The sequence below is a fragment of the Paraburkholderia sp. SIMBA_054 genome (assembly GCF_046534875.1).
Classification (GTDB): domain Bacteria; phylum Pseudomonadota; class Gammaproteobacteria; order Burkholderiales; family Burkholderiaceae; genus Paraburkholderia; species Paraburkholderia hospita.
This window is the reverse complement of sequence record NZ_JAWRXV010000245.1, coordinates 1-466: the sequence shown is the minus strand read 5'-3', so window position 1 is coordinate 466 and position 466 is coordinate 1. Positions and strand designations below refer to the sequence as shown.

The following is a 466-nucleotide window of genomic DNA, read 5'->3' as shown; positions in this document are numbered from 1 at the left end:
ATCCGTGCGCCAAAGTCGTTGACGTAAGTCAGTACCGGTACGCTATCCATTTTCACATTCAGCGGAACTGTGGTTTTCGGCTCAATGACCAGAGGCGAGAACCCCGTAGCCGGATTACCGTTTTTCTGCGCACTGGCGTTGCTGATAATCACGTAGTATGGCGTCGGGTTATTGACGGTAAATGCCTGACCGCTGCGGGTTAAAGTAACTTTATGCTGCCACGGACTTTTCATGCTGGTGTTTTCCAGCGCCTTTGGTCGCCAGAACAACTTGATACGCGTTTGCAGCGCGATTTGCAGGGTGTTGGGTTTGTCTGATTTTGGCGGGATCTCGCGCACGTTGAAGTAGAACATGCTTTCACGATCGGCAGGTAATTTGTTGATATCCGGCATTCCCTGCACTTTTACCTGCCCGTTCATCATTGAATCGATGCGTTGCACTGGCGGCAGAACCGTTAACGGCGAGC

Annotated in this window: 1 protein-coding gene; it reads right to left on the bottom strand. The window is 51.5% G+C overall.

Annotated features, from left to right (window positions below; translation table 11 throughout):
* A partial coding sequence (locus SB822_RS54965) for a fimbria/pilus periplasmic chaperone (protein ID WP_410858831.1) occupies positions 1 to 440 on the bottom strand: 440 nt, incomplete at its 3' end.
* Between the last annotated feature and the right edge of the window lie 26 nt (positions 441 to 466).